Source organism: Streptomyces sp. MCA2 (genome assembly GCF_023544705.1).
Taxonomy (GTDB): Bacteria; Actinomycetota; Actinomycetes; order Streptomycetales; family Streptomycetaceae; genus Streptomyces; species Streptomyces decoyicus.
This window is the reverse complement of sequence record NZ_JAMJFM010000063.1, coordinates 1-20,343: the sequence shown is the minus strand read 5'-3', so window position 1 is coordinate 20,343 and position 20,343 is coordinate 1. Positions and strand designations below refer to the sequence as shown.

19 protein-coding genes are annotated in these 20,343 nt (G+C 71.3%); 6 read left to right on the top strand and 13 right to left on the bottom strand.

Going from position 1 to position 20,343, the window contains the following annotated elements:
- Positions 1-102 precede the first annotated feature (102 nt).
- The 4 genes from M8I34_RS35525 to M8I34_RS35510 form a co-directional block, all read right to left on the bottom strand.
- A complete protein-coding gene (locus M8I34_RS35525; protein WP_250056856.1) occupies positions 103-1,407 on the bottom strand; it encodes a hypothetical protein in 1,305 nt (434 codons plus the stop codon).
- A 283-nt stretch (positions 1,408-1,690) separates the two neighbouring features.
- Positions 1,691-2,947 (bottom strand): MFS transporter, encoded by a 1,257-nt coding sequence (locus tag M8I34_RS35520; protein WP_250056854.1) that lies wholly within the window; start codon positions 2,945-2,947, stop codon positions 1,691-1,693.
- A 401-nt stretch (positions 2,948-3,348) separates the two neighbouring features.
- A complete protein-coding gene (locus M8I34_RS35515) occupies positions 3,349-4,362 on the bottom strand; it encodes a 2-hydroxyacid dehydrogenase (protein ID WP_250056852.1) in 1,014 nt (337 codons plus the stop codon).
- Positions 4,359-5,528, bottom strand: a complete 1,170-nt coding sequence (locus M8I34_RS35510; RefSeq protein ID WP_250056850.1) for a lactate 2-monooxygenase — start codon at positions 5,526-5,528, stop codon at positions 4,359-4,361. Before M8I34_RS35510 ends, M8I34_RS35515 begins: the two co-directional genes overlap by 4 nt.
- Before the next feature lie 115 nt (positions 5,529-5,643).
- Between M8I34_RS35510 and M8I34_RS35505 the strand changes: the two genes are divergently transcribed.
- The gene (locus tag M8I34_RS35505) at positions 5,644-6,807 is read left to right on the top strand and encodes a CdaR family transcriptional regulator (protein WP_250056848.1); all 1,164 of its coding nucleotides are present in this window, start codon (positions 5,644-5,646) and stop codon (positions 6,805-6,807) included.
- A 66-nt stretch (positions 6,808-6,873) separates the two neighbouring features.
- On the opposite strand, the gene M8I34_RS35500 is transcribed toward M8I34_RS35505, so the two are convergent.
- The gene (locus M8I34_RS35500) at positions 6,874-7,344 is read right to left on the bottom strand and encodes a MarR family winged helix-turn-helix transcriptional regulator (RefSeq protein ID WP_250056846.1); all 471 of its coding nucleotides are present in this window, start codon (positions 7,342-7,344) and stop codon (positions 6,874-6,876) included.
- Positions 7,345-7,441: 97 nt separating this feature from the next.
- Here M8I34_RS35500 and M8I34_RS35495 point away from each other — a divergent pair, with 97 nt between their 5' ends.
- Complete coding sequence (locus M8I34_RS35495; RefSeq protein WP_244417521.1) at positions 7,442-8,281, top strand: SDR family NAD(P)-dependent oxidoreductase; 840 nt, start codon at positions 7,442-7,444, stop codon at positions 8,279-8,281.
- 684 nt (positions 8,282-8,965) lie between these two features.
- Positions 8,966-10,048, top strand: a complete 1,083-nt coding sequence (locus M8I34_RS35490) for a sugar ABC transporter substrate-binding protein (protein WP_250056844.1) — start codon at positions 8,966-8,968, stop codon at positions 10,046-10,048.
- Between the two features lie 9 nt (positions 10,049-10,057).
- On the opposite strand, the gene M8I34_RS35485 is transcribed toward M8I34_RS35490, so the two are convergent.
- A complete protein-coding gene (locus tag M8I34_RS35485) occupies positions 10,058-10,780 on the bottom strand; it encodes an HAD family phosphatase (RefSeq protein WP_250056834.1) in 723 nt (240 codons plus the stop codon).
- Between the two features lie 25 nt (positions 10,781-10,805).
- On the bottom strand, positions 10,806-11,285 hold the full coding sequence (locus M8I34_RS35480; protein ID WP_250056832.1) for an Lrp/AsnC family transcriptional regulator: 480 nt from the start codon (positions 11,283-11,285) through the stop codon (positions 10,806-10,808).
- 202 nt (positions 11,286-11,487) lie between these two features.
- On the opposite strand from M8I34_RS35480, the gene M8I34_RS35475 reads away from it, so the two are divergent.
- Positions 11,488-11,937 carry a nuclear transport factor 2 family protein gene (locus tag M8I34_RS35475; RefSeq protein WP_250056830.1) on the top strand — a complete coding sequence of 150 codons (450 nt, stop codon included), beginning with the start codon at positions 11,488-11,490 and terminating at the stop codon, positions 11,935-11,937.
- A gap of 172 nt (positions 11,938-12,109) precedes the next feature.
- Here the strand turns inward: M8I34_RS35475 and M8I34_RS35470 are convergent, their stop codons facing one another.
- Genes M8I34_RS35470 through M8I34_RS35460 form a run of 3 tightly spaced genes read right to left on the bottom strand, consistent with a single transcriptional unit; the run spans position 12,110 to position 14,411 of the window.
- Positions 12,110-13,054: an MBL fold metallo-hydrolase gene (locus M8I34_RS35470; RefSeq protein ID WP_250056829.1), complete on the bottom strand. Its 945-nt coding sequence runs from the start codon at positions 13,052-13,054 to the stop codon at positions 12,110-12,112.
- Positions 13,051-13,584 carry a flavin reductase family protein gene (locus M8I34_RS35465; RefSeq protein ID WP_250056827.1) on the bottom strand — a complete coding sequence of 178 codons (534 nt, stop codon included), beginning with the start codon at positions 13,582-13,584 and terminating at the stop codon, positions 13,051-13,053. The genes M8I34_RS35470 and M8I34_RS35465 overlap by 4 nt, the downstream gene beginning before the upstream one ends.
- Before the next feature lie 41 nt (positions 13,585-13,625).
- A complete protein-coding gene (locus tag M8I34_RS35460; RefSeq protein ID WP_250056824.1) occupies positions 13,626-14,411 on the bottom strand; it encodes an SDR family NAD(P)-dependent oxidoreductase in 786 nt (261 codons plus the stop codon).
- A 206-nt stretch (positions 14,412-14,617) separates the two neighbouring features.
- On the opposite strand from M8I34_RS35460, the gene M8I34_RS35455 reads away from it, so the two are divergent.
- Positions 14,618-15,109, top strand: coding sequence for an SRPBCC family protein (locus tag M8I34_RS35455; RefSeq protein WP_048828939.1), 492 nt, complete (start codon positions 14,618-14,620; stop codon positions 15,107-15,109).
- A 413-nt stretch (positions 15,110-15,522) separates the two neighbouring features.
- Positions 15,523-16,653, top strand: a complete 1,131-nt coding sequence (locus M8I34_RS35450; protein WP_250056822.1) for a hydrolase — start codon at positions 15,523-15,525, stop codon at positions 16,651-16,653.
- A 151-nt stretch (positions 16,654-16,804) separates the two neighbouring features.
- On the opposite strand, the gene rfbB is transcribed toward M8I34_RS35450, so the two are convergent.
- From rfbB to M8I34_RS35435, 3 genes are all read right to left on the bottom strand, one after another.
- On the bottom strand, positions 16,805-17,779 hold the full coding sequence (gene rfbB / locus M8I34_RS35445) for a dTDP-glucose 4,6-dehydratase (protein WP_250056820.1): 975 nt from the start codon (positions 17,777-17,779) through the stop codon (positions 16,805-16,807).
- Positions 17,780-17,822: 43 nt separating this feature from the next.
- The gene (metF, locus tag M8I34_RS35440) at positions 17,823-18,731 is read right to left on the bottom strand and encodes a methylenetetrahydrofolate reductase [NAD(P)H] (RefSeq protein WP_250056818.1); all 909 of its coding nucleotides are present in this window, start codon (positions 18,729-18,731) and stop codon (positions 17,823-17,825) included.
- Positions 18,728-20,343 (bottom strand): vitamin B12 dependent-methionine synthase activation domain-containing protein (locus M8I34_RS35435; protein WP_250056816.1); only part of this gene is annotated, 1,616 nt, incomplete at its 5' end. The genes metF and M8I34_RS35435, both read right to left, overlap by 4 nt.

Genomic DNA, 20,343 nt, shown 5'->3' with positions numbered 1-20,343 from the left:
AAGGGAGCGTCCCTCAGTCTGTGACGAGCGGGACGGCTGCCCGTGTCACCGCACTGCCGGTGGGGGCCGATGCGCGCACCGGCACACCCCGGGGTTTGCCGTCTAGCACGCCGCCCGGGCCCGGTCCTCGTCCAGCAGAGCGTCGGCCCGTTGCACGATCTCGCGCGCCACCGGAGTGTCGTACCGTCCGAACCGCCCCCGTAGCGCCATGAGGCGGGAGTGGGCGCGCTGTGAGGTGACGCTCTCGGCCAGGGTCAGCGCATCCGCGGCGGCCTCCGCGGCGCCGTCGACCTCGCGGTGCGCCAGCCGCGCCTCGGCCAGCGAGGCGCTGTGCAGCAGAAGGTTGCGTGGCTGACTGCCCCGGAGCAAGTCGATCCCGTGCGCGAGGTGCCACTCCGCCCGCCGGGGGCGCCCCAACTCCAGCCAGGCCCGCCCGGCATCGGCCACCATCACCGCGGGCGTCAGCCAGTAGGCCCACGGAGGGTCGGCCGAGGGCCGGCCGGCCCGGCTCAGCTCGGCGGCCTCCTCCAGGGCCCGCTGACAGCCCGCTTCGTCGCCGAGGCTCGCATGGGCTCTGGCCTCGCGCGTCGCCAGCAGTGCCCGGCCGATGCCCATGTCCTCCTGCGCCGACCCCTTGCGCGCGATGCGGATCAGACGCAGCGCCTCCTCCGCCCGCCCGGCCCAGGCGGCCCGGTAGCTCATACAGGAGATGATGTACGCGGCGAGCGGCCGGTCCCCGGCGGCACGTGCGGCGCCCAGCGCGGTCAGAAAGCGGGAATTGCTCAGCTCGTCCATGCCCTGGTCGGCGGTCAACCAGGCGGTCAGCTGGCCGAGTTCGGCGATGATCCGGTGCAGTCGCAGTCCGGTCGAGGGGCCGTAGGAGTACGTGCCGGCCAGCTTCTTCGCCCACTGGAGGTCCTGGAGCGCCCAGTCCAGTACGAGCCCGCTGCTGCAACTGTCGTCCAGCTGACGCAGCTGCTGGATCCTGGCGGTCAGCATGTCGACCGCGACCTCCGGGATCTCGGCGCCGCGTGTGCGCGAGGGTGGTGGAGCGTCGTCGGCCACCAGCCAGTCCACCGACGCGGTGACCGGGTCCAGTGCGGCCGGGCGAGGGGCGGACGAGCGGGTGCGCCGCTGAGTATGGAGGCGCTGACAGGGGGGCGCCGCGGCCGGGAAGTGCTCCGGCCACAGCGCTTCGACCGCGACGGACTCGCCGAGCTGGTCGGAAAGGATCTTGGCGACGATGTACGGCAGCCGGCGCCGGGGGCAGGCCCCCTTCAACCAGTTGTAGGGGGCCTTGCTGCTGATGGTGCCGGTGCCGCACCTCTTGTTGATCTCCCGTGCAAGCCGCTCCGGCGGCCAGGATAATCGCGCCAGGCAGGACGCTAAGACGGACGTATCGTTCATCGACGGCAAACCTCGACCGCAGCGGAATGTGACGCCGGACCGGTCGTGTCCGGGGCGGGATCGGTGAGCTCCGGCGACTGCCGTGGGTGCTCTGATGTGGTGTCAGACCTGGGCCGGGTCGGGCCGACGGTGTGCATCACTGCTTTCCATGCCCCCCTGCCGAGAACTGCCGAGCCATACTAGGGATTCCCCGGCCCAGCAGGGCGAATCTGTGATGACAGACACAACAACTGCCCATGTCACGCAGGTGCGTTGTCCTTGCACCAGGCGACGGACCGGGGGCTCAGACCCGGTGCAGTTTCCGCACCGGGCCGGAGTCCGGCAGCGCGGCCGGGCGCAGCGCCCGCCAGTAGAGCGCGATCCCGACGGCCAGTACGGCGACCGCGAAGAGGAACGGTGCGTGGAACGATCCGGTCGCCTGGGCCAGCCAACCGGTGAGCAGGACGCCGCCGGCGGTGGCCGCCGTATTGAGGAAGTTCATCAGTCCGCTGACCGCGCCCACCGTTCCCGGCGGTGCGAGCAGTCCCGGCAGACCCCAGGCGACGGGCGCGGCGATGGCCAGGCCCGCCAGGGACAGGGACATCCAGACGACGGCGACGGCGGGAGACCCGGCACTCCCCGCGGCGCCGATCGTCGCGCCGAGCGCCAGCCCGCACGTCAGCACGGTCTTGCGGACCGTCCACGGGTTGCGGCCCCGGCGCACCAGCCGGTCCACCAGCCATCCCCCGACGAGGAGTTCGGCCACCGTCGCCACCGCCCACGGAATCATCGAGTAGATGCCGGACTGGAGCAGCCGTACGTGGAACTCCCGCTGAAGGAACTCCGGCATCCAGGTCAGCACGATGTTGATGGTGTAGCCGTAACAGGCGAAACCGCAGGACAGGAGCCAGATCCTGCCGGAGCGCAGCGCCGAGCGGAACTGCCGTGCCCCGCCCCGGTCGATGTCTCGTGCCCCGCCTTCGAGGATGAACTCCCGCTCCGCCGGACGCAGCGAGCGGGCCGTGGACGGGTCCCGGTAACCCCACCACCACACGGCGGTGAACAGCACGCTGATCACGGAGGTGAACAGGAAACCGGCCCGCCAGCCCCACTCGCTCATCACGAACGCCAGCACCGGGAACGCCACCATGTTGGCCAGCTTGGTGGCTCCGTCGAACATCGCCGTCGCCATACCGCGCTCACTGAGGGGGAACCACGCCGCGGTCGCCTTGGAGGCGCCGACCATCGAGGGCCCCTCGGCCACCCCGAGCAGCAGCCGTGCCGCGATGATCGGGCCCACTCCGCCGGCCACCGCGGTCAGCAGACCGGCAACGGCCCATAGCGCGGAGGCGATCCGGGTGAGCCGCGAGACTCCCAGGAGGTCCACCAGCAGGCCGGCGGGTAACTGGACCAGGCAGTACGACCAGGTGAAGGCCGAGAGGACCACACCGAGCTGCTGGAGGTCCAGCCCGAAGTCGGCGGCGATCGAGGAGCTCGCCACCGATATCGCGGTGCGGTCGAGGAAGTTGACGAGTATGCCTCCGGCGAGCAGTCCACCCATTGCCCAACGGGTGCCTCCACGGGGTTCCACGAGCGTGAACCAGCCTTTCCTGATGCGGCCGTCACGGAGCGCGGAACGGCCTGGGATGCCTTGGTGAGGGTGTCCCGCCGAGGCTTCCCGGACGCGAGGCCGGTGACGAGCCGACCGGAGTGGCCGGCCTGGTCGGCGAGACGCCGACCATGGTGATCACATCTGAGGCCGGACCGGTACCGCATCCGTGCGCCGAACAATGGCCGGAATGCGCGAACGAGCCCGATGGGGCCCCGGGGCAGGGCGCGAGGGCTGGGCGGGGCTCGGTGGGGGCATCGGCTTCGACGTCCGGCTGCTCCCGCACGTACGCGGCTCGGGCCGGTCGTGCGGGAGTGCGCGGGCGCCGGTGGTGGCCGGCCGCGGTGCGGTCGTTACGAGACGATGTCCCGCAGCGGCTTGCCCGCCAGGTGGTCGATGACGTTCTGGACGGCGGCCAGGGCGATGCGGACCAGCGTCTCGCGGGTGACGCCCGCGACATGCGGGGAGAGCACCACGTTGGGGGCCTTGAGCAGACGCAGGGCCGCCGTGGGCGGTTCGGGGTCGAAGACGTCGATACCGGCGCCGGCGAGGGCCCCGGAGGTCAGGGCGTCCGCGAGGGCGTCCTGGTCGATGAGGGCGCCGCGGGCCGTGTTGATCACGAAAGCGGTGGGCTTGAGGAGGGCCAGGCGTTCCGCGTCGAGGAGGTTGCGGGTCGCGTCGGTGAGCGGGGCGTGCAGGCTGAGGTAGTCGGAGGTGCGCAGCACCTCGTCGAGGCTGAGATGCCGGGCACCGCCGAGGCGGGCCGCGGTCTCCGGGGCCACCGGCCGCGGCCCGGCGTAGACGATGTTCATGTCGAACGCGACGGCCCGGCGGGCGACTTCCTCGCCGATGTGGCCCAGGCCGATGATGCCGAGGGTCTTGCCGGACAGCTCGGTGATGGACTGCTGGAGGCGCGGCAGTGCCCAGTCGGCCTCGACGAGGGCCGTGTGGGCGGGGACCAGCTGCTTGGCCAGGGCGAGCATCAGGGCGAAGGTCTGCTCGGCGACGTTCTGCTTCTCCGCGCCGCTGGAGCCGATGTTGCAGACCGGGATACCCCGTTCGCGGGCCGCGTCCAGGTCGACGTAGTCGAAGCCGTGACTGGCGCACTGGACCAGCTCCAGGGACGGTGCGGCGGCGAGGTGTGCGGCGGTGACCGGAGCCAGGCCGGTGATGAGGAGATGGGCGTCGCGCAGGGCCGCCGGGTCCTCGTCGGTGCTCTCGACGACGGTGACGCGGGTCTGCCCGGGGAAGAGGCCGGACAGCGCGGCGCCGGCGGCGCGGCCCCCGACGTGCGGCGAGACGACGGCGAGGACGTGGTGCACGGTCTGCGGCTCCGTGGCGGGGGCCGGGTCCGGCGTGGTGGTCATGCGGATTCCTTGATGAGGTCGTCGGCGGTCAGCGTGGCCGGGCGGGAGTGCCCGGACAGTGCGAGGGTCAGATCGAGTTCGGCGAGCAGACAGCGGATGACATGCTCGACGCCGGCCTGGCCGTCGAGGCCGAGCCCATAGGCGTACGGGCGCCCCACCAGCACCGACTTCGCGCCCAGGGCCAGCGCCTTGAAGATGTCGTCGCCGGTGCGGATGCCGCTGTCGAAGAGCACGGTGAGCCGGTCGGCCGCCGCCTCGACCACCCGGGGCAGCGCGTCGGCGGCGGCGACGGAGCCCGCCACCTGGCGGCCGCCGTGGTTGGAGACGACCACACCGTCCATGCCGGCCTCGGCGGCCCGCAGGGCGTCCTCCGGGTGCAGGATGCCCTTGAGCACGATCGGGCCGTCCCAGTTCTCGCGCAGGAACGCCAGGTCGGGCCAGGTCTTGGCGGGGTCGGCGAACATGCCCAGGAAGTGCATGACGGCCGCGTTCGGGTCCTCCTGGACCGGCTTGGCGAGCCCCGCCCGGAACGCGGGATCGGTGAAGTAGTTGGCGGTGCCCACACCGTGCAGGAACGGCAGGTACGCCTGGTCGAGATCGCGCGGCCGCCAGGCGAGGAGCGGGGTGTCGAGCGTGACGAACAGGGCGGTGTAACCGGCCGCTTTCGCGCGGTTCAGAAAGCTCCTGGTGACCTCGCGGTCCTTCGCCCAGTACAGCTGGAACCACCGCTCCCCGTCACCCATCGCCTCGGCGACCTCTTCCATGGGGGTGCTGGAGGCGGAGGACAGGATGTACGGAACGCCCTGCGCCGCCGCGGCCCGCGCGGCACCGGGCTCGGCCTCCGGATGCATGATCGACAGCACCCCCACCGGCGCGAGCGCGAGCGGCGCGGGCAGGGCGCGGCCCCACATCTCCACGGACAGATCGCGTTCGTGCACCTCGCGCAGCATGCGGGGGACGATCCGCCGGCGGTGCAGTGCCGCCCGGTTCGCGTCGGCGGTGCTGCCGGTGCCCGCGCTGCCCGCCACGTAGCCGACCGGGCCGGGGCCGAGGCGCCGCTCCGCGAGCTCCTCCAGGCGCGTCAGATCGGTCGGCAGCCGCGGCACGGCGCCCGTCATGCCGTGGAGATAGATCTCGTACTGGAAGTCGGCCCAGTGCTTCGCCATCCGTACGTCCCGCCTCTCGTCGCTGAGACTGCGTGCTCACCCGCGATCCTGGCGACAGTGACAACACCCGTCCACCGCGGTGCGCACAACACGCGGGTGGAATCATCACCCTGTGATGAAGGAACGGGAACGTGTCCGGCAGCAGCTGATCGCCGCTCCGCGGGTCGTCGCGGCGATCGTCACCGCCGTGCGCGAACAGGTCCCGGCCTACGCCGTGCTCGACGACAGCCGGCTCCAGGAGGTGCGTGCCATCGCCGCCTGGGCGCTGGACCGGCTGCTGCATCTCTGGGTCACCGACAGCGCTCTCACCCCGGCCGACCTCCGGCGGTTCCGCGGTATCGCGGCGGCGCGGGCCGCGGACGGCCGCCCCATGCAGGCGGTCCTGCGGGCCTACCGCGTCGCGGCGACGGTGCTGACGGACGAGGTCGCGGCCGCCACACCGCCGCCGGGTGCCCCGGATGCGTTCGCGCTCGCGCGGATGGCGCTGACCACCCTCGACACGCTCGCCGAGGAGATGGCCACGGCCTACACCGCCACCAGCGAGGACCTCACCGCCGACCGCGACCGCGCGCTGCGGCTGCTCCTCGACGACCTGATCGCGGGACGGCACGCCTCCGTCGGCGCGCTGACCGACCGGGCCGCCCGCTTGGGACGGCAACTTCCGGACCCCTACTGCCTCTTGGTGGCGGAGCACGCCGACGGGGACGGCACGGCCGTGACGCAGGAGACGGCCGTCGGGCTCCTCGTCGCGCTCGACGGCCACAGCGGTGAGGTCACCTCGCTGGCGACGGTCCGGGGCTCGCGCGTGGTCCTGCTGCTGCCCGCCGCGGCCGGCGGGGCCGCTCCGTGGGCGCTGGGCGAGCGGGGCCTGCGCGGCTGCGCCATCTCGGGGGAGAGCCCGGACCGTATCGCCGTCGCCTACCGGCTCGCGGCCGATGCCCTGGACACGGCGCCCGCGCACGCCCACCACCCGGCGCGGGTCCTGACGGACGGTGACGCCCAGGTGCTGGCGCTGCTCGGCGGACGTCCCGCCACCACTCCCGACCAGATCGGCCGGCTGATCCTCGGCCCGCTCGTCCAGCCCGGCCGCCACCACCTCATGGAAGCGCTCACGACCTACCTCGACACCGGCTCCGCGAACGCCGCCGCCCGAAGGCTCGGCCTCCACCCCCAGTCGCTGCGCTACCGCCTGCGCCGCATCAGCGACCTCACCACGCGCGACCCACGCGACCCCTGGCAGCGGCTCACGCTCGACATCGCCCGGACGATCACCCACTGAGGCACCGACGGCACCGTCCGGTCCACCCTGGCTCGCCCCGGCCCGCGAGGGAACACGGGACGGCCCTCAGCTGTCCTGGCCGTCCTTGTTGGCCTTGAGCTTCTGCCACACCGTGCTGAGCGCTTCGAGGTCCTTCTGGTCGAGGAGGTCGGTGAAGACCGGGGCCAGGCAGGAGCGGCGGGTGGCTTCGGCCTCCTCGAAGAGCTGGTGGCCCTCCGGGGTGAGGGACACCTCGACGGAGCGTGCGTCACGTGCGGAGGGGGTGCGGGTGACCAGCCCGCGGCTCTGGAGGGCGTCCACGACGCGGGAGACCTGGCTGCGGCTGAGCATGGTGCTGTTGCCGAGCACGGAGGCCGGGACCGGGTCCGGGCTGGAGGCGAGCCAGAGCATCACCTCGAACCAGGAGACCGGCAGGTCGTGGGCCTTGGTCAGGGCGCGGTCCACGCGTTCGGTGAGGACGGTTCCGGCCCAGACCAGCCCGTAGAACGCGTGGTCGGCCACGGGCATCTCGGCCTGGGTGAGCTTCCTTTTCGCCATGCGGCAAGGCTACCGGTTGCGTGTGCGCACACATAATGTCTATGGTGTGTGTACACGCACTTAATTTGCTCCGTCGTACGGAGCCGAAAGGTCCGCCATGTCTTCCAAGGTTGTTCTGATCACCGGCACGTCCTCCGGCATCGGCCTGGCCGCCGCGGTCGCCGCGGCGCAGGCCGGCTGGCAGGTCGTGGCGACGCTGCGCGACACCGGCCGTGCCGCCGCGCTGCGCACGGCGGCCGCGGAGGCGGGGGTGGAGCTCGATGTCCGGCAGCTCGATGTCACCGATGAGGATTCCGTCGCCGCCGCGGTCGACGGGGTGATCGCCGATCACGGCCGCCTCGACGCCGTGATCAACAATGCGGGTGCCGGACATCTCGGCACCCTGGAGAACGAGGCCGTCGCCGAGGTACGCAAGGTGATGGAGGTCAACTTCTTCGGCGTGCTGCATGTGTCGAAGGCGGCGCTGCCTCATCTGCGCGCGACCGGCGGCCGTCTGATCACCGTCACCAGCGTCGGCGGGGTCGTCGGGCAGCCCTTCAACGAGGCCTACTGCGCGGCCAAGTTCGCCGTCGAGGGCTACATGGAGAGCCTGGCGCCGGTGGCGGCGCGGCTGGGGGTGACGGTCTCCGTCGTCGAGCCCGGCGCCGTGGCGACCGAGTTCGTCAACAACATCGGGGTCGACCTGGAGGGCGAGGTCGCCGCCGCGGGCCCGTACGCGGACGCGCTGAAGGCGTACCTGGACCGCACCGTCGCGCAGTTCCTCGGCAGCGCGCAGACCCCGGCCGAGGCAGCCGAGGCCGTGCTGGAGGCGCTCACCGCGGACCGGCCCGCGTTCCGCCTCCAGACGTCGGACTGGGCACGCGGCTTCACCGGCACCAAGCTCACCGACCTGGACGGCTCGGCGGTGCTCGGCCTGACGGGTGGCTGGGTGGGCTGACCCGGTGCGGTCGCGTCCGGTCCCAGGGCCCTGGGACCGGCCCTTCCGGCTGTTCCGCGCACCGTGCTTCACGCGATACAGGGGTGGTTATGGCCCGGGTTCTCTTGGTGAAGAGAGCCCGGGCCGAAAATTATGCTGAAGACATTCCCAGGATTCCCTATTTCTGGCGCCGTATTTGACTGCGGAGCGGAAAGGGCTGTGACGGGTACCGCGCCCGGACGCCGTCGGCCCGGCTCCGATTGGTCTTGACCACTTGCCCGCTCGGCTTGGCGGCCGACTCGGAAAGCTGCGCCCAGCATCTATTTCCCTCCACTTCTTGCGGTCGGCGGGTGCGGTGAAAGGCCGTAAGGCATGCCCGCGCGCGAGTTCGATGTCCGGTGCGGTCGTCCAACTCCGTTCGGATATCGCATGGTTGGCGCGACGGCCGGGGGTGAAGAAACCGGTTTTCTCCCGATTTGTGCGGCCGAAGCGGCGGGGCCGGTAACGGGAACGTTCCGGAGTGTTACGGAATGAATTGACCGTTTCGGCACTGTCCGGAACGTCGGCGAGTGACGGGGGTTCAGAGGGTCAACGCACAGCTCGCTTCCATATCGTTCTTGCTTCGATTCTTGACGGTAGGGCCGGAGATGGCGTTCAATTCAGCCGTTCTGGGCCGGTCAGGCGGCCCCTTTGGAGGTACCGGAAATGAATGCAATAATGCGGCGTGCCCTCACCGGCGCAATGGCGCTTTCGCTCGCGACGCCCTTGGCGGCCTGTGGGAGTGAGCAACAGGACGCCGGCGCCGGCAAGGACTCCATCGGGCTGCTCCTGCCGGAGAGCAAAGCGGCCCGGTACGAGAAGTTCGACCGCCGCATTATTTCTTCGCGCATTGCTTCGCTCTGCCTCGAATGCAAGCTCGACTACCACAATGCCGAGCAGAAGGTCGACGCCCAGAAGAGACAGTTCGATGCTCTCGTGGACAAGGGCGTCAAGGTCATCATCCTGGACCCGGTCGACGCCGCGGCGGTCAAGGGCTGGGTGGACTCGGCCGCCAAGAAGGGCGTCAAGGTCATCGCATACGACCGGCTCGCCGAGGGCGATGTCGCGGCTTATGTCTCCTACGACAACGAGAAGATCGGCCGGCTCCAGGGGCAGGGGATCCTCGCCGCCCTCGGTTCCCAGGCGGCCACTTCCGACGTCGTCATGATGAACGGTTCCCCGACCGACCCGAACGCGCCGTCCTACAAGAAGGGCGCGCACGCCGTCCTGGACGGCAAGGTCCGCAAGATCATCTACGAGAAGAGCATCCCCGACTGGTCCGCGAAGGCGGCCAAGAAGGAGATGACCGACGTCATCAACGCCGAGGGACCGGAGGGTTTTGACGCGGTCTACTCGGCCAACGACGGTATGGCGGGCGGTATCGCCGCCGCGCTCAAGTCGGCCGGTCTCAAGAATGTGCCGCTCGGTGGCCAGGACGCCGAACTCCCCGCGTTGCAGCGGCTGGTGGCCGGTACCCAGTCCTTCACCATCTACAAGGAAGTCAGGCCGGAGGCCGAGACCGCCGCCGAAATCGCCTTCCGCCTGCTGCGCGGCAAGAGCATCAAGTCCCTGACGTCGACCACCGCCGACAACAGCAGCAAGACCGGCATCCCCGCCACGCTGTTCAAGGCGCAGATCGTCACCCGGAAGAACATGAAGGACACCGTCGTCAGCGACGGCACGGTCCGGACCGACTTGCTCTGCGCCGGCGACCTCGCCGCCGCATGCAAGTCCCTCGACCTGGAGTGACCGCGCCGGTCAGGGGGAAGAGCGGACCGGCTGCCCGATCCAGTCGTACGCGGCCCGCGCCGTGAATTCCCCCTGACCGCCCTTGAACAGCAGCCCGGCGCTCAGGAACGCCGGGTCGTCGGCGGTGGCGGCCACATACGGGACGGCGATGCACCGCATCCCCGCCCGGTGTGCCGCGAGCGCACCGGGCGCCGCGTCCTCCAGCACCACACAGTCCCCGGGATCGACACCGAGCCGGCCCGCCGCCTCCAGGAACACATCCGGCTCGGGCTTGCCGTGTGCCACCTCCTCGGCGGACACGATCGTGGTCAGCAGCGCATCGAGCCCGGTACCGGCCAGCACCGCCTCGATCGCGGACCGGGACGAGCCGGACGCCACCGCCATCGGATGCCCGGCCGCCGACAGCCGCTCCACAAAAGCGCGCATCTCGGGGAAGACCGCGGTGTGCGCCCGCGCCAGCTCCAGATAGGTGCGGTTGTTGCCCTCCAGCAGCTCCTCGACCGGCGCGTCGATACCGAACTCCCCGCTGAGGATCTCCAGCGTCTCGCGGGTGCCGATGCCGATGAAGCGGCTGTGCTGTTCCCAGCTGAAGTCCGGCACGCCGTACCCGGCCAGCAGCCGGCGCCCGGCCTCGTAGTAATTGGGCTCGCTGTCGACCAGCGTGCCGTCGAGATCGAAGATCACCGGAGCGGGTGGGGCCGGCGTGACCTGGGGGGCGGGGGAGGCGCTCATACCCACCAGGATGCCAAGCGGCGCCTCATCGCGGCCCGGCGGCGCTGCCCACCGCCTCGACCAGCGGCAGCATCCGGTGCGGCACCCGCTCGCGCAGCGCCACTTCCGTACGGGTGCGGACCACGCCCGGCACGCTGATCAGCTGCTGGATCACATCCTCCAGATGCGCCGCGTCCCGTGCCACCACCCGGGTCAGCAGATCACCGCCACCGGTCGTCGAGAACGCCTCGATGATCTGCGGGACCTCCGCCAGCGCATCGGCCACCTCCTCCAGATGCCCCTGGGTCACCTCGATGTGGACGAAGGCGAGCACGGGGTGACCGAGCCCCGCGGGGGACAGCAGGGGGCTGTAGGCGGTGATCACACCGTCCCGTTCGAGGCGGTCGAGGCGCGCCTGGACGGTTCCCCGGGCGACACCCAGGAGACGCGCGTACTCCCGCACGCTGGTGCGCGGCTGCTCCAGCAGCAGCCGCAGGATCTGGGCATCGAGGGCATCCACGGCCATGCTGCAACGGCCTCCTCACCGGGTGGGCTTCCTGGGCGTCGTGACTGTACCAATGGCCCAGTGAAGGCGGTGCGGGGTGACCGGCCGGCTGACGGCTGCCGAGCTCCAGCGCCGCTGGAGAGGTACTGAAGTCCCAGGCGGAAGAGTGGGCCGTGACCGGGCCGCCGTCCGTGGCGGCCGGCGTTCAGCGGAGGGAGCAGCCGTGTCGCAGGCGGTACGGGCAACGGAAAGTCAGGTCACCGGGGACCTCTACGCCGAGGTGCGGACCTTCTACGCGCGCCAGATGCGCCGCGTGGACGCCCTGGACATCGAGGGCTTCGCCGCGACGTTCACCGAGGACGGTGAAGTGCTGCACGCCAACGGCGAGTTGGCGAAGGGACGGGAGGCCATGGTCGCCGGGATGCGGGCGGCGCTGCCCCGCTACCGCGACATCGCCGTACGGCACTGGTTCGACCATCTGCTGATCGAGCCCGTCGACCGGCAGGGTGCGGCGCTGAGGGTGTCGTACTACTCCCTGGTCACCCGGACCGACCGGGCGGGCGTGGTGACCTTCGAACCGACCTTCACGGTCGAGGATGTGCTGGTGCGGCGGGACGGGCAGCTGCTGACGCAGTCGCGGGTGATCCACCGCGACAGCCCGGTCGCCCTCTGAGGGCACGGCTCCCGGTACGGCCCCGGCACTGCCCTCGGTACGGCGCGAGGCGCGGACAGCGGTACGCACAGGGGGAGTCCGGCGGTGCACGCGGCGGCGAGGGCGGTGGGAGATCTCCCACCGCCCTCACCGCTTGCCGGGACGCGGTCGCCGCCCCGATGGGGAGCGGCCCTCAGGCGTGGCAGGCCGGGAGGCGGCCGAGGTAGGTGACCATTTCCTTGAAGGAGGCCGCCACGTCGATACGGGCGCCGGGGGGCAGGCCCGTGGCCTCGGCGTAGGCGCGGTGCAGGTTGCCTACCAGGCGCTCGGCGTCCACCAGGCCGGCGAAGCGGCCCAGGTCGGTGGCGCGGGCCGTCTCCAGCGGGCTGCGGCCGGCCCGCAGACCGTCCTCGGCCAGCCGGCCCACCCAGCGCAGATAGTCCTCCGTGGCGTCCAGTACCTCGGGTCCGGCGACCGGGCCGTGGCCGCAGACCACGGTCTCGGGTCCCAGGGCGCGCAACCGCTCCAGCGCGCGCAGGGAGCCGGTGAGGGAGCCCATCAGGACGTAGGGCGTCACCTGTGACCACACCACATCGCCGGTGAACAGCACCTTGTGTTCGGGCACCCAGACGACCACGTCGTCGGCGGTGTGGGCCGGGCCGACATGGAGCAGCTCGACGGTCAGCTCACCGGCCCGCAGGGTCAGCCGCTCGGTGAACGTCTGGTCGGGGAGGGCGAGGGTGACCTCGCCCCAGTCGACGTCCGGCCACAGGTGGCACAGACCGAGCCCCGACTCGGCCATGTCGCTGCGGGTCCCCTCATGGGAGATGACCGTGGCGCGCGGGGTGAAGAGGGAGTTGCCGAAGACATGATCGCCGTGGAAGTGGGTGTTGACCACGGTGTCCGGGCCGCCGGGTGCCACGCGTGTCACCTCGTCGCGCAGCCGCTCGGCCCTGGCGCGGGTCGCGACCGTGTCGACGAGGACGCACCGGCCGCCTCCTGTGATCACTCCGGCGTTGTTCAGACACCAGCCGCCGTCGGGCTGTTCGTAGACGTAGACGCCGTCGGCCAGCTCCCGCAGGGTGGGCGCTCCGGCAGTGGACAGCGGGGTGCGGAGGGCGGCAGCGGGGGCGTTCACGCGGTCTCCTGGGTGCCGGAGAGCCGGGTGTAGCGGCCCTGGTGGAAGACCAGCGGCCGGGCCCGGTCGGTCGCGCGGTGCACGGACACCACCCGGCCGATCAGCAGGACGTGGTCCCCGGCCTCGTACTCGCTGTCCAGCCGGCACTCGAAGGCCGCCACCGCGGACGGGATGACGGCATTGCCGGTGGTGCCCTCGACGGCGCCGATGCGGGCCATCGCCTGCTGCCCCTCGGGGCGGTCCGGGCGGGCGAACTCCGTGGAGAGGTGGTGGTGCTGCTCGCCGAGCACGTTGACGGCGTAGCCGCCGCCGTGCCGGATCCGCGGCCGCATCCGGCCTTCCTTCTTCACGGACACCAGGATCAGCAGCGGGTCGAGGGAGACCGAGGCGAGGCTGTTGAGCGTCATCACGATCGTCCCGTCGCCGATGCCCTGGGTCAGCAGGGTGACGCCGGTGGGGAAGTTCCCCATGGCCGCCCGGAACGTGGCGGTGTCGGGAACTTCCAGCAGGGTGGTGCCGGGGTCGGTCATCGGTGGGGCTCCGTCTCTGTCGTCCGCGGCGGGGTGCCGGATCAGTAATTGCCGAGTCCGCCGCAGACGTTGAGCGCCTGCGCGGTGACCGAGGCGGCGGCGTCGGTGGCCAAGTAGCCCACCAGACCGGCCACTTCCTCGGGGGTGACGTAGCGGCCGGTCGGGATCCTGGCCTCGAACCTGTCCTGGACGTCCCGTTCCGAGATGCCGAAGTGCTCGGCGTGGCCCTGGCGTACGCGCTGTGCCATCGGCGTCTCGACGAAACCGGGGCAGACCGCGTTGACGGTGATCCCGGTCTTGGCGAGTTCCAGACCGACGGCCTTGCTGAAGCCGACGACGCCGTGCTTCGAGGCGGAGTACGGCGCCGCCAGCACCACACCCTGCTTGCCGCCGGTCGACGCGATATTGATGATCCGGCCCCAGGTGCCGTCCTGCATCCGCCCGGTGGTCAGCACCTCGCGGGTGACCCGGAACACGCTGTTGAGGTTGATGTCGATGACATCGAGCCAGGTCGCGTCGTCGATCTTCGCGGTCTCGCCGCCGCCGTTGCGCCCCGCGTTGTTGACGAGGATGTCGATGCGGCCGTAGGTCCCGACGGCCTCCAGGACCGCCGCGTGGATCTGCTCCGGCGAGGAGACGTCGCAGGTGGTCCCCGAGACCTCCAGCCCCTCCGCGCGCAGTCGCTTGACGGTGCTGTGCACATTCTCCTCGCCCCGGGACACGCCGAACACGGCACTGCCCTGACGGGCCAGCAGCTCGGTGACGGCCAGGCCGATCCCGCTGGTGGCGCCGGTGACGAAGGCGACTCGTCGTGGTGCGTCAGTCATGGTGCTCTCCCGTTGTCGTGGCCGCGGACTGCCGACGGTGGCGGCGCGGCCTTGCGCGGGTCTCGACTGCCTCTGGAGCGTCGCGGCGGGGGCGGCGACCGGGCGGGCGGCGTACGGCGGCGGGTCGAGCGGGGCTCGACGCGGTGTCGAGGCGGACGGGTCAGCGTGCCGGTGCGCCCAGCCCTGAAGGACATGAAGGAGGAGCCGTGCCCGAGCAGACACAGGCACCGACACCGCCGCAGACGATCCCGGACGTACGCAAGTCGGTGACGGTCGCGGCCACACCCGAGCACTGCTTCAAGGTGTTCACCGAGCGGCCCGCCGACTGGTGGCCGCCGTCGCACATCCTCGTCAAGAAGGAACGCGCCGGCCTCGCCTTCGAACCCGGCGTCGGCGGCCGCTACTACGAGTGGGACGTGGACGGCAACGAGATCGCCTGGGGCCGGGTCCTGGAGTGGGACCCGCCGCGCCGCCTCGTGATGACCTGGCGCATCGACGGGCACTGGCAGTCGATCCCGGACGACGAGCGGGCGAGCGAGATCGAGGTCGACTTCACGGCCGTCGACGCCCACACCACGAAGGTGGAGCTGGCCCACGTCAAGCTGCACCGGCACGGCGAGGGCGCGTTCGGCATCTTCAAGGCCCTGGACGGGCCGAGCCCGGGGGAGACGCTGGAGCGGTTCGCCCGCGCCATCTGACAGCCGACAGCCGACAGCCGACAGCAGACGGCAGACGGAACGAGGTGGCCGGGCACGATGCCTGCGGCCCGCCTCTTCCCCCGTCCGCCACCGACTCCCGCGGCGGTGCCCCCGCCGCCGTGTGGCGCGCGGTGTGTCCACCACCCCAGGACGCGCCGCGCCACCGTGCAGGGACGCCCGCACCCCGTACGCCCCTGCCCACCGAGGCCCCGGACCCCAACGGCGCGGTCCGGGGCCTCGCCGGTTCCGGCCCGCGCCGGTCCGGCCGCGCGCGGAGGTTCCCGTCGCCCCGGCCACGGTCCAGCCGACCTCTAGGCGGCCCCCGCACCCTGACGGATCACCGCACAGATCACTGCACGGATCACCGCACAGAGCACCGCACCACAGACCCGCCATCACAGGAGGACATGAGGATGCCTGCCGATACACAGCTGGACACCGGGCTCGCCCCGGCCGCGGAGAAGGTGCGCATCCTCGCGGCCGTGCACGCGGCCGAGGCCGACCGCACCGGCTCCCTCTCCCCGGACGTCATCGACGCGCTGCGCGGCGCCGGCTTCGCCCGGCACTTCGTGGCCCGCTCCTGGGGCGGTGCCGAGGGGACCTTCGCGGAGCTGACCCGCGCGGTCCTCACGATCGGGGAGGCCTGCGCGGCGACCGCGTGGTGTGCCTCGCTGAGCGCCTACTCGGCCCGTTTCACCAGCCATCTGCCCGCCCGCGGCCACCAGGAGGTCTGGGGCGCGAGCCCGGACCCGGTGATCGCGACCGCGCTGATGCCCGGCGGCCGTGCGGTGCCCGACGGCGACGGCTGGCGGCTCTCGGGCCGCTGGGCGTACGTCAGCGGTATCGACTTCGCCGACCGGGTGCTGGTGTGCGCCGCGGTGGCCGGCGGCCCGGACGGCGCCGACGGGCCGCCCCTGATGCGGTTCTTCGCCCTGCCGCGCGAGGTCTGCACCATCGAGCGGACCTGGGACAACGTGGGGATGCGCGCCACCGGCAGCCACACGGTGTCGGTGGACGGGGTCGCCGTGCCCGGTCATCTGTCGTTCGACCGGGCCGACATGCTGGCCGGCCGCAGCATCGACTCCGATGTGGCCGCGCACAACGTGCCGTTCCAGGCCGTCGGCGGACTCACCTTCATCGCACCGGTCGTGGGTGCCGCCGCCGGTGCGCTGGCCGCGAGCGCGGCGACCATGACCGGCCGGCGCCGCAACCCGTCGAACGAACTGCTGCTGGTCCGTGCCTCCGGCCGGATCGACGCCGCACGCCACCTCGTCGAGCAGAACGCCGAGGTGCTCGACGAGCGCCGCTTCACCCCCGAGCACATGGCCCGCAACGAACGCAACGCCACCTTCGCCGCGGAGCTGTGCACCGACGCCGTCGGCCTGCTGGTCCGGGCGGCGGGCACCGGGGGCCTGGGGGAGTCCTCACCGCTCCAGCGGCTGTGGCGCGACGTCACCTCCGCGGCCGGTCATATTGCGCTCCAGTACGACACGGCGGCCCGCAAGAACTACTCGGCGGTGCTGCTGGGCGCGGCCGGCGGCTGACCGGCCCGGTGGCAGCAGCGAAGAGGGGTGGTGCGGCCCGCGGGCCGCACCACCCCTTATCCGTCCGCCCCGCGACCGGGGGTCTCGCCTGCGCCCGGTGCGCGGCTGCCGCTCAGACGAGCCGCGCACCGGGTACGGCGAAGCGCGCCGCTCACTGCGGATCGTCCTTCAGCGGCTTCCACCAGGCCGGGTTGTCGCGATACCAGGCCACCGTCTCGCCCAGGCCCCGCGCGAAGCTGACCGCCGGCGCATACCCCAGCTCACGGCGGATCTTGCCGTCGTCCAGCGCATAGCGCAGATCGTGGCCCTTGCGGTCCGGCACCGAGCGCACCAGGTGCGGATCCGCAGCGCACAGCTCCAGCAGCAGTTCGGTCATCTGCCGGTTGGAGCGCTGGTTGCCCTGGCCGATGTGGTAGACCTCGCCGGCCTTCCCACGGGTCAGCACGAGCTGGATGGCCCGGCAGTGGTCGTCGACGTGCAGCCACTCCCGTACGTTCCTGCCGTCCCCGTACAGGGGCACCGGTTCTCCCTGGAGCAGGTTCGTGACGAACCGGGGTATCAGCTTCTCGGGGTGCTGGTAGGGGCCGTAGTTGTTGGAGCAGCGGGTGATCGACAGATCGAGACCGTGGGTGCGCCAGTACGAGCGGGCCACGAGATCGGCGGACGCCTTGGACGCGGCGTAGGGGGAGTTGGGCAGCAGCGGGTGGTCCTCGGTCCAGGCGCCCTCGGCGATCGACCCGTACACCTCGTCCGTGGAGATGTGCACGACCCGCTGGATGCGGGCGGCGACACAGGCGTCGAGCAGCGTCTGGGTGCCGCCGACGTTGGTGCGCACGAACGCGCCGGCGTCGGTCAGTGAGCGGTCGACATGGGACTCCGCGGCGAAGTGGACCACCGCGTCGTGGCCCGGGAGCAGACCGAGGAGCAGGCTCCGGTCGCAGACGTCCCCCTCGATGAAGGTCAGCCGCGGATGGCTCGCCGGCAGGTTCGCCCGGTTGCCCGCGTAGGTGAGTTTGTCCACGACGGTCACCGCGGCCTGCTCATGGCCCGGGTAGCCGCCGGCGAGGAGTGTACGGACGTAGTGGGAGCCTATGAAGCCGGCTCCGCCGGTCACCAGGAGTTTCATGTGCCGGCCTCCGCCGGGACCAGGGGATGCATGGGTCGTCCTCCTACTGGTGTCGGTCCGGTCGGTGCCGTGCGACGGCGGCGGACAGGCCGAGGTTCTGGTGGATCTCCAGTGTCGCGGTGGACCGGTTCAGGGTGATGTAGTGCAGGCCGGGGGCTCCTTCCGCGAGCAGCCGCTCGGCCATCATGGTGGCGTGGTCGACGCCGATGCGATGGGCTGCCGCGGGGTCATCGCGGGCGGCCTCCAGCCGGTGCGCCAGATCCTCGGGGAACGCGGCATGGCTCAGTTCGGCGAAGCGCCGGATCTGGCGGACATCGGTGGCCGGCATGATCTCGGGAATGACCGGGGTCTCGCAGCCGGCCGCGGCGACCCGGTCCCGCAGCCGCAGATAGTCCTCCACGCGGAAGAACATCTGGGTGAGGGCGTAGTCGGCGCCGGCCCGGCACTTGGCGACGAAATGCCGGATGTCGCTGTCCCAGTCCGGCGAAGCGGGATGCCGCTCCGGGAAGGCGGCCACCCCGACGCTGAACTCACCCGACTCCTTCACCAGCGTCACCAGCTCCTGGGCGTGGCGCAGCCCCTGCGGGTGCGGGCGCCAGGGGCCGTTGGGCGCGCCGGGCGGATCGCCGCGCAGGGCGAGCACATCGCGTACGCCCGCGTCCGCGTACTGCCCGATGATGTGCCGCAGTTCGGCGACCGAGTGGCCGACGGCGGTGAGATGCGCGACCGGCCGCAGCGTGGTCTCGCCGACCAGCCGCTTGGTGACGTCGATCGTGCGGTCGCGGGACGAGCCGCCGGCCCCGTACGTCACGGAGACGAAGGTCGGCGACAGCGGCTCGATACGGCGGATGGCCTGCCACAGGGCCCGCTCACCGGCCGCGGACTTGGGCGGGAAGAACTCGAAGGACAGCGAGCGTGCCCCCGTGGCCAGCGTGTCGCGAAGGGTGTTCATCCCCGGCCTCCCGCATTGAAGTAGCCGGCTTCGGGGTGGTGGACGACGAGGGCGTCGGTGGACTGCTCGGGGTGCAGCTGGAACTCCTCGGAGAGCTCGACACCGATCCGCTCCGGCCGCAGCAGGACCGCGATCTTGGCCCGGTCCTCCAGATCCGGGCAGGCGGGGTAGCCGAAGGAGTAGCGGCAGCCCTGGTACTCGGTGCGCAGCATGCCGTCCAGGGTCGCCGGATCGCCGGAGCCGATGGCGAGTTCGCTGCGGACCCGGGCGTGCCAGTATTCGGCGAGTGCTTCGGCCAACTGGACGGACAGGCCGTGGAGTTCGAGGTAGTCGCGGTAGGAGTTGGCTTCGAAGAGTTCGGCGGTGGCGCCGCCGATCCGGGAGCCGACGGTGACGACCTGGAGTCCGACGACGTCGGTTTCGCCGGTCTCCTCGGGGCGGAAGTAGTCGGCCAGGCACAGGCGCCGGCCGCGGCGCTGGCGGGGGAAGGTGAAGCGGGTGCGCTCGGTGCCGTCCTCGTGCAGCAGGATCAGGTCCTCGCCCTTGGACACACAGGGGAAGTAGCCGTGTACGACGGCCGCTTCGAGGAGGTTCTCGGTCTGGAGCTTGTCGAGCCAGCCGCGCAGCCGGGGGCGGCCCTCGGTCTCCACCAGCTCCTCGTAGGTCGGACCGTCGCCCGTGCGGGCCTGTTTGAGGCCCCACTGCCCCTTGAAGAGGGCGTCCTCGTCCAGCCACGAGGCGTACTCCTTGAGCTGGATGCCCTTGCTGACGCGGGTGCCCCAGAACGGCGGGGCGGGGACGGGGTTGTCGAGGGCGACGTCGGAGCGGGAAGGTGCCTCTTCCGGGCGTTCCTCGACCTGGACGGGGACGGCCTTGACCCGGCGCTGTTTGAGTTCGGGGAGGGTGGCGCCGGGCACGCCGCGTTTGACGGCGATCAGGGCGTCCATCAGGCGCAGGCCCTCGAAGGCGTCGCGGGCGTAGCGGACCTCGCCCTCGTAGATCTCGTGGAGGTCCTGCTCGACGTAGGCGCGGGTCAGCGCGGCGCCGCCGAGGATGACGGGGAAGTCGGCCGCCATCTTGCGCTGGTTGAGCTCCTCGAGGTTCTCCTTCATGATCACCGTGGACTTGACCAGGAGACCGGACATGCCGATGACGTCGGCGCGGTGTTCCTCGGCGGCTTCCAGGATCGCCGAGACCGGCTGCTTGATGCCGAGGTTGACGACGTGGTAGCCGTTGTTGGACAGGATGATGTCGACGAGGTTCTTGCCGATGTCATGGACGTCACCACGGACGGTGGCCAGCACGATCGTGCCCTTGCCCTCCGCGTCGGACTTCTCCATGTGCGGTTCGAGGTAAGCGACCGCGGTCTTCATGACCTCAGCGGACTGGAGCACGAACGGCAGCTGCATCTGCCCGGAGCCGAACAGCTCACCGACGACCTTCATGCCCTCCAGGAGGGTGTCGTTGACGATCTCGAGCGCGGGCCGTTCTTGCAGCGCCTCGTCGAGATCCGCCTCCAGGCCGTTCTTCTCCCCGTCGATGATGCGCCGCTGGAGGCGCTCGTCCAGGGGCAGCGCGAGGAGTTCCTCGGCCCGGCCGGCCTTCATCGACT

What these genes read in the sequence shown, in the direction of transcription:
- M8I34_RS35525 (WP_250056856.1), bottom strand. Translation starts at nt 1,407, where the DNA reads ATGAACGATACGTCCGTCTTAGCGTCCTGCCTGGCGCGATTATCCTGG.
- M8I34_RS35520 (WP_250056854.1), bottom strand. Translation starts at nt 2,947, where the DNA reads ATGGGTGGACTGCTCGCCGGAGGCATACTCGTCAACTTCCTCGACCGC.
- M8I34_RS35515 (WP_250056852.1), bottom strand. Translation starts at nt 4,362, where the DNA reads ATGACCACCACGCCGGACCCGGCCCCCGCCACGGAGCCGCAGACCGTG.
- M8I34_RS35510 (WP_250056850.1), bottom strand. Translation starts at nt 5,528, where the DNA reads ATGGCGAAGCACTGGGCCGACTTCCAGTACGAGATCTATCTCCACGGC.
- M8I34_RS35505 (WP_250056848.1), top strand. Translation starts at nt 5,644, where the DNA reads ATGAAGGAACGGGAACGTGTCCGGCAGCAGCTGATCGCCGCTCCGCGG.
- M8I34_RS35500 (WP_250056846.1), bottom strand. Translation starts at nt 7,344, where the DNA reads ATGGCGAAAAGGAAGCTCACCCAGGCCGAGATGCCCGTGGCCGACCAC.
- M8I34_RS35495 (WP_244417521.1), top strand. Translation starts at nt 7,442, where the DNA reads ATGTCTTCCAAGGTTGTTCTGATCACCGGCACGTCCTCCGGCATCGGC.
- M8I34_RS35490 (WP_250056844.1), top strand. Translation starts at nt 8,966, where the DNA reads ATGAATGCAATAATGCGGCGTGCCCTCACCGGCGCAATGGCGCTTTCG.
- M8I34_RS35485 (WP_250056834.1), bottom strand. Translation starts at nt 10,780, where the DNA reads ATGAGCGCCTCCCCCGCCCCCCAGGTCACGCCGGCCCCACCCGCTCCG.
- M8I34_RS35480 (WP_250056832.1), bottom strand. Translation starts at nt 11,285, where the DNA reads ATGGCCGTGGATGCCCTCGATGCCCAGATCCTGCGGCTGCTGCTGGAG.
- M8I34_RS35465 (WP_250056827.1), bottom strand. Translation starts at nt 13,584, where the DNA reads ATGACCGACCCCGGCACCACCCTGCTGGAAGTTCCCGACACCGCCACG.
- M8I34_RS35460 (WP_250056824.1), bottom strand. Translation starts at nt 14,411, where the DNA reads ATGACTGACGCACCACGACGAGTCGCCTTCGTCACCGGCGCCACCAGC.
- M8I34_RS35450 (WP_250056822.1), top strand. Translation starts at nt 15,523, where the DNA reads ATGCCTGCCGATACACAGCTGGACACCGGGCTCGCCCCGGCCGCGGAG.
- rfbB (WP_250056820.1), bottom strand. Translation starts at nt 17,779, where the DNA reads ATGAAACTCCTGGTGACCGGCGGAGCCGGCTTCATAGGCTCCCACTAC.
- metF (WP_250056818.1), bottom strand. Translation starts at nt 18,731, where the DNA reads ATGAACACCCTTCGCGACACGCTGGCCACGGGGGCACGCTCGCTGTCC.